This window comes from Rhabdaerophilum sp., from assembly GCF_046092605.1.
Classification (GTDB): Bacteria; Pseudomonadota; Alphaproteobacteria; order Rhizobiales; family Beijerinckiaceae; genus Rhabdaerophilum.
Genome location: NZ_JBJTDY010000055.1, coordinates 1 through 5613 on the forward strand (window position 1 = coordinate 1; position 5613 = coordinate 5613).

At 66.3% G+C, this 5613-nt stretch carries 3 protein-coding genes; 2 read left to right on the top strand and 1 reads right to left on the bottom strand.

Annotation, left to right across the window (positions count from 1 at the left end):
- Positions 1-168: 168 nt before the first annotated feature.
- Positions 169-2271 carry an ATP-dependent DNA helicase RecG gene (gene recG / locus ACKODO_RS04835; protein WP_408982321.1) on the bottom strand — a complete coding sequence of 701 codons (2103 nt, stop codon included), beginning with the start codon at positions 2269-2271 and terminating at the stop codon, positions 169-171.
- Between the two features lie 153 nt (positions 2272-2424).
- Here recG and ACKODO_RS04840 point away from each other — a divergent pair, with 153 nt between their 5' ends.
- The gene (locus ACKODO_RS04840) at positions 2425-2721 is read left to right on the top strand and encodes a succinate dehydrogenase assembly factor 2 (RefSeq protein ID WP_408982322.1); all 297 of its coding nucleotides are present in this window, start codon (positions 2425-2427) and stop codon (positions 2719-2721) included.
- Between the two features lie 18 nt (positions 2722-2739).
- On the top strand, positions 2740-5613 hold a 2874-nt coding region (locus ACKODO_RS04845; protein ID WP_408982323.1), incomplete at its 3' end, for a transcription-repair coupling factor.

The following is a 5613-nucleotide window of genomic DNA, read 5'->3' on the forward strand; positions in this document are numbered from 1 at the left end:
CCGCAATTTCTTTTTCTGACGCATTTCCTTTCGACCAACCTTTATCCGCCTGGCGGGCGGATGCTCTAGAGCGCAAACCGATCTGATTGAATCAGATACTGCGCTCACTCTTCTTGTTTTCGCATCCGCTTTTTCCGCCAACCGGTATCCACTTGGCGGGCGGATGCTCTAGCCGGCTGAAATCAGCCGGATCGCCTCTTCCCGTTCAAAAAGGTAGAGCAGGTTGCGGAGCGCCTGCCCGCGCGGGGAGACGAAATCCGGGTCCCTTGTGATCTGCAATTGCGCGTCGTCACGCGCGATTTTCAGCAGTTCCGCATGCAGATCGAGCCGCGCGAGGCGGAAGCCGGGCATGCCGGATTGCCGCGTGCCCAGAAGATCGCCTTCGCCACGCAGCCTCAAATCCTCCTCGGCGATGCGGAAGCCATCCTCGGTTTCCCGCAGGATCCCGAGCCTTGCACGCGCCGTTTCCGACAATGGCGCGCGATAGACAAGGAGACAGACCGATTGCTCCGCGCCGCGCCCGACGCGGCCACGCAACTGGTGCAGCTGCGCGAGGCCGAAGCGCTGCGCCTCCTCGATGACCATGATCGAGGCTTCCGGCACATCGACTCCCACCTCGATCACGGTTGTCGCGACCAGCACGGAGATTTCGCCGCGCTGGAAGCGCGCGATCGTGGCATCGCGCTCGGCGGGCGGGATTTTCCCGTGCACGAGGCCGACGCGACCCGGAAACACCTTCGACAGATCCTCGTATCGCGCCTCGGCGGCGGCGAGATCGAGCGTCTCGCTCTCGCCGACGAGCGGGCAGACCCAGTAGACGCGCTTGCCGGCCGTGACCGCCCGCTGCAACCCGCCGACCATCTCCTCGAGCCGATCCGCAGGCACCACGCGGGTATCGATGGGCTTTCGGCCCGGCGGCTTCTCGTCGAGCGCTGAACTCTCAAGATCGCCGAACCAGGCGAGCATCAGGGTGCGCGGGATGGGCGTGGCGGTCATCACCAGCAAATCCACGGCCTCGCCCTTGTTCGCGAGCGCCAGGCGCTGGTGCACGCCGAAGCGGTGCTGCTCATCCACCACCGCGAAGGCGAGATCGCGAAAGCGCACATCCTCCTGAAACAAGGCATGCGTGCCGATGGCGATATCGACCTCGCCCGCAGCGAGTGCGGCCTGCGCGCGGCGCTTCGCCTCGGCCGGCATCTTCCCCGAAAGCAGGGCCAGGCGGATGCCCGCCTTCTCGCAGAGCGGCGCGAGGCGATCCGCGTGCTGGCGCGCGAGGATATCCGTCGGTGCCATCAGGGCCGCCTGCCTTCCGGCTTCGACGGCGATGGCCATCGCGAGCAGGGCGACGATGGTTTTTCCGGCGCCGACATCGCCCTGAAGCAGGCGAAGCATGCGCTTCTCCCCGGCGAGATCGGTCTCGATCGCCTCCAGCGCGCGTTTCTGCGCGCCGGTCAGTTCATAGGGCAGGGCGGCGAGAACGGCCCGGCGCAGGCGGCCGTCGCCATGGGTGCGGCGACCCCTGGCATGGGTGAAACCGCGCCGAAGGAGCAGCAGGCCGAGCTGATGCGCGAGCAATTCGTCATAGGCGAGGCGCGTCCAGCACGGACCGTCGGGCGCGATATCGCCAAGGCTCTCCGGCCCGTGCATCCGCGCGAGGGATTCAAGGAAGCCCGGCCACTGGCGCTGCCCGACAAAGGCGGGGTCCAGCCATTCCGGCAAGGGCTTCACGCGCTCGAGCGCCAGTTTGGCCACATTCTGGATGCGTCGGGAGGAGAGCCCCTCGGTCAGAGGGTAGATCGGCTCGATTCGTGGCTCCTCCGCGAATTTCGCGGGGTGCAGGATGCGATCGGGGTGAACGATCTGCTTTGCGCCGTCGAAGAGCTCGATCCTGCCGGAAATGACGCGCTCCGCCCCGAGCGGCATCTGCGATGCCAGACGCGCCTGCGGCAGGTTGAAGAAGACGAGCGTGACATCGCCCGTTTCATCGCCCACGACCACGCGGGAGGGCGCGCGGCTGCGGCCGGGCGGGGCGGGGCGATGCGCCTCGATGATGCCCTTGAAGGTGGCGATGCCCTCGTTGGGCGTGTTGGCGATGGTGGGCGAGAGTTTCCGCTCCACCGCATCCACCGGCAGATGCATCAGGAGGTCGATCAGGCGCGCGCCTTCCGTTCCGCGCCCTGTCACGCGATCGAAGAGCGGCCCGAGCTTCGGCCCCACGCCGGGCAGGCGGGAGACCGGCGCAAAAAAGGGATCAAGCGAAGTCGGCCGCATGGAATCCGGTTAGCACGGAATCCGGTTGGCACGGAATCAGGCGCGTGCGGAATCAGGCGCGTGCGGAATCTCGCGGCGCAGCCTTTTCGGCTTGACTTTGCTTCACCACGGGCCTCTTTCCGCAATCCTTCTCGCCCGCTTCCGGAGTTGCCCGTGACCGGCCTTTCGCGTTCCACCGATGGTCTTGATCCGCGCCGCAAGCGCATCCTGTTCCGTGCCTGGCATCGCGGCACACGCGAGATGGACCTGCTGATGGGCCAATATGCCGAGAGGGCCATCGACGCGATGAGCAACGCCGAACTCGACCTGTTCGAGGCGCTGATCGAGGTGCCGGATCGCGATCTCTTCGCCTGGATCACCGGCAAGGAAGAGGCGCCGGCGAATTACGACACGCCGGTCTTTCAGGCGCTTCGTGCGTTCCATACGCATGACAAGCCGATCGAGTTTTGACGTTTCCCGCGAGTTTTGATGCCGCTTTTTCCGCCCCTGCCGACTGCGAGCCTCACGCACGCGCTCGAAAAGCATGAAGCCCTGCGCATCGGCGGCGTCGCCGATGGCGGGCTGGCGCTCGTGCTGGCCGAGATAGCGCGGCTGAAGCAGGCGAGCGGGGCGGATCAGCCCGCTTTGGCGCTCTTTGTCGCGCGCGATGGCCTGCGACAGGCGGAAGTGCAGGGCGCTCTCGGCGCGCTCTTCCCGGAGATCGAGGTCATCAGCCTGCCGGCCTGGGATTGCCAGCCCTATGATCGCGCCTCGCCCAATGCCGGCGTGCTGGCGCGGCGCATGGAGGCACTCGCGCGGCTCGTGCGCACGCGCGGCGGGGATCGCCCTCGCCTTGTGATCGCCAGCGTGAATACCGTGCTTCAGCGCCTCCCGCCGCGCGATTTCGTGGCAAGGCAGAGCTTTTCGGCCGCACCGGGCAACGCGATCAATCTCGAGACGATCGCGCGATGGGCGGAAGCCAACGGCTATAACCGCACCTCCACCGTGCGCGATGTCGGTGATTTCGCGATGCGTGGCGGGCTTGTCGATCTCTTTCCGCCGGGTTTCGGCGATCCCGTGCGGCTCGATTTCTTCGGCGATACGCTCGAATCCATCCGCGCCTTCGATGCCGAGACGCAGCGCACGCATGCCACGCTTCGGCGGCTCGATCTTGTGCCGATGGGCGAGTTCCAGCTCACAAGCGACGCGATCCGCCGCTTCCGGCAGGGCTATCTCGCGCAATTCGGCGCCAATCTTCGCGGCGACACGCTCTATGAGCATATCAGCGAGGGGCGCCGGCATGTGGGAATGGAGCATTGGCTGCCGCTCTTCCATGAGACGCTGGAGCGCTTCGATGCCTATCTGCCCGGCGCGAACCTGATCCTCGACCACCAGGCCGAAGCCGCGGTCGAGGAGCGCTTCAAGCAGATCGCGGATTACCACGAGGCCCGGCGCACCGCGCTGGAAGAAAACGTGCCGGGCGTGCCTTATCGCCCGCTGCCGGTCGATGCGCTCTACCTCTCGCACGCGCAATGGGCGGCTTTGGCCGCGAATGCGATCGCGCTTTCGAGCTTCGAGACCGCGCCGGGTGGCGGAGTCTCGGCCATCCATGCGGGAATGCGCAAGGGCCGCGATTTCGCCCCCGAGCGGCTCGACCCCAGGGCCAACCTCTTCGATGCCGCCGCCGCGCATATCCGCGAGAGCCAGCGCGCGGGCCGCAAGGTGGTGATCGCCGCCGCCTCGGAAGGCTCGCGGGATCGCCTCACGCATGTTCTGGCGGATCACGGCGTGACGAAGCATGTGCCCTTGCCGAAATTCGCAGCACTCGACACGCTTGCCCCCGATACCGTCGGCTATTTCGCGGTTGCGATCTCCGAAGGTTTCGAGACGCCCGATCTGACCCTCATCGCCGAGGAGGACATTCTCGGCGAGCGCATGACGCGCCCGAAACGCACGCAGAAGCGGGCGAAGGATTTCATCACCGAGCTCACGAGCCTGAAGGCCGGCGATCTCGTGGTGCATGTCGATCACGGCATCGGGCGCTTCATCCAGCTCCAGACCATCACCGTCTCCGGCGCGCCACATGATTGCCTCGAGATTCATTATGCGGGTGGCGACAAGCTGTTCCTGCCGGTGGAGAACATCGAACTCCTCACGCGCTATGGCTCGGAGGAAACCGAGGCGCAGCTCGATCGCCTCGGCGGCGCGGCCTGGCAGGCGCGCAAGGCCAAGCTGAAGGCGCGCATCCGCGACATGGCGCGTGCGCTCATCAAGGTCGCCGCACAGCGCCTGACGCGCGAGGCGCCGAAGCTTGCAGCCCCCGAAGGCGCTTACGAGGAATTCGTGACACGCTTCCCCTTCGAGGAGACGGAGGACCAGCAGGCCGCGATCGACTCGACCCTCGCCGATCTCGATGCGGGTCGCCCGATGGATCGCCTGATCTGCGGCGATGTCGGCTTCGGCAAGACGGAAGTGGCGCTCCGCGCGGCCTTCGTTGCCGCCATGGCGGGCAAGCAGGTGGCGATCGTCGTGCCGACGACACTTCTCGCGCGCCAGCATTTCCGTACCGTGCAAAGCCGCTTCCAGGGCCTGCCGCTGAAGGTCGCGCATGCCTCGCGCCTCGTTTCGCCCGCTGATCTCAAGGCCACGAAGGACGGCCTCGCCGATGGCACGGTCGATGTGGTGGTGGGCACCCACGCGCTGCTCGGAAAAGCGATCCGTTTCAAGGATCTGGGCCTGCTCATCATCGACGAGGAGCAGCATTTCGGCGTGGCCCACAAGGAGCGGCTGAAGGAGTTGCGCGCCGAAGTGCATGTGCTCACGCTCTCGGCGACGCCCATTCCGCGCACTTTGCAACTCGCGCTGACGGGCGTGCGCGAGCTGTCGATCATCGCGACCCCGCCCGTGGATCGCCTCGCGGTGCGCAGCTTCGTGACGCCCTTCGATCCGCTCGTGGTGCGCGAGGCGCTGCTCCGCGAGCGCTATCGCGGCGGGCAATCCTTCTATGTCGTGCCGCGCATCGATGATCTCGGCGAGGTCCGCGATTTCCTCGATCGGCACGTGCCGGAAGTGCGCGTCGGTGTCGGCCATGGCCAGATGGCGGCCGGCGATCTCGAGCAGGTCATGGGTGATTTCTATGACGGGAAATACGACGTGCTCCTCTCCACGACCATCGTGGAGAGCGGCCTCGACATCCCCACCGCGAACACGCTCATCGTGCATCGCGCGGACATGTTCGGCCTCGCGCAGCTCTACCAGCTCCGCGGGCGCGTCGGGCCCGCTCTCGACGATGTTGGTCGAGAGCAGGATGTCGTATTTCTGGTCGCCGAACTCCGTCATCACCCGCTCGAGCTCGGTCGGCGA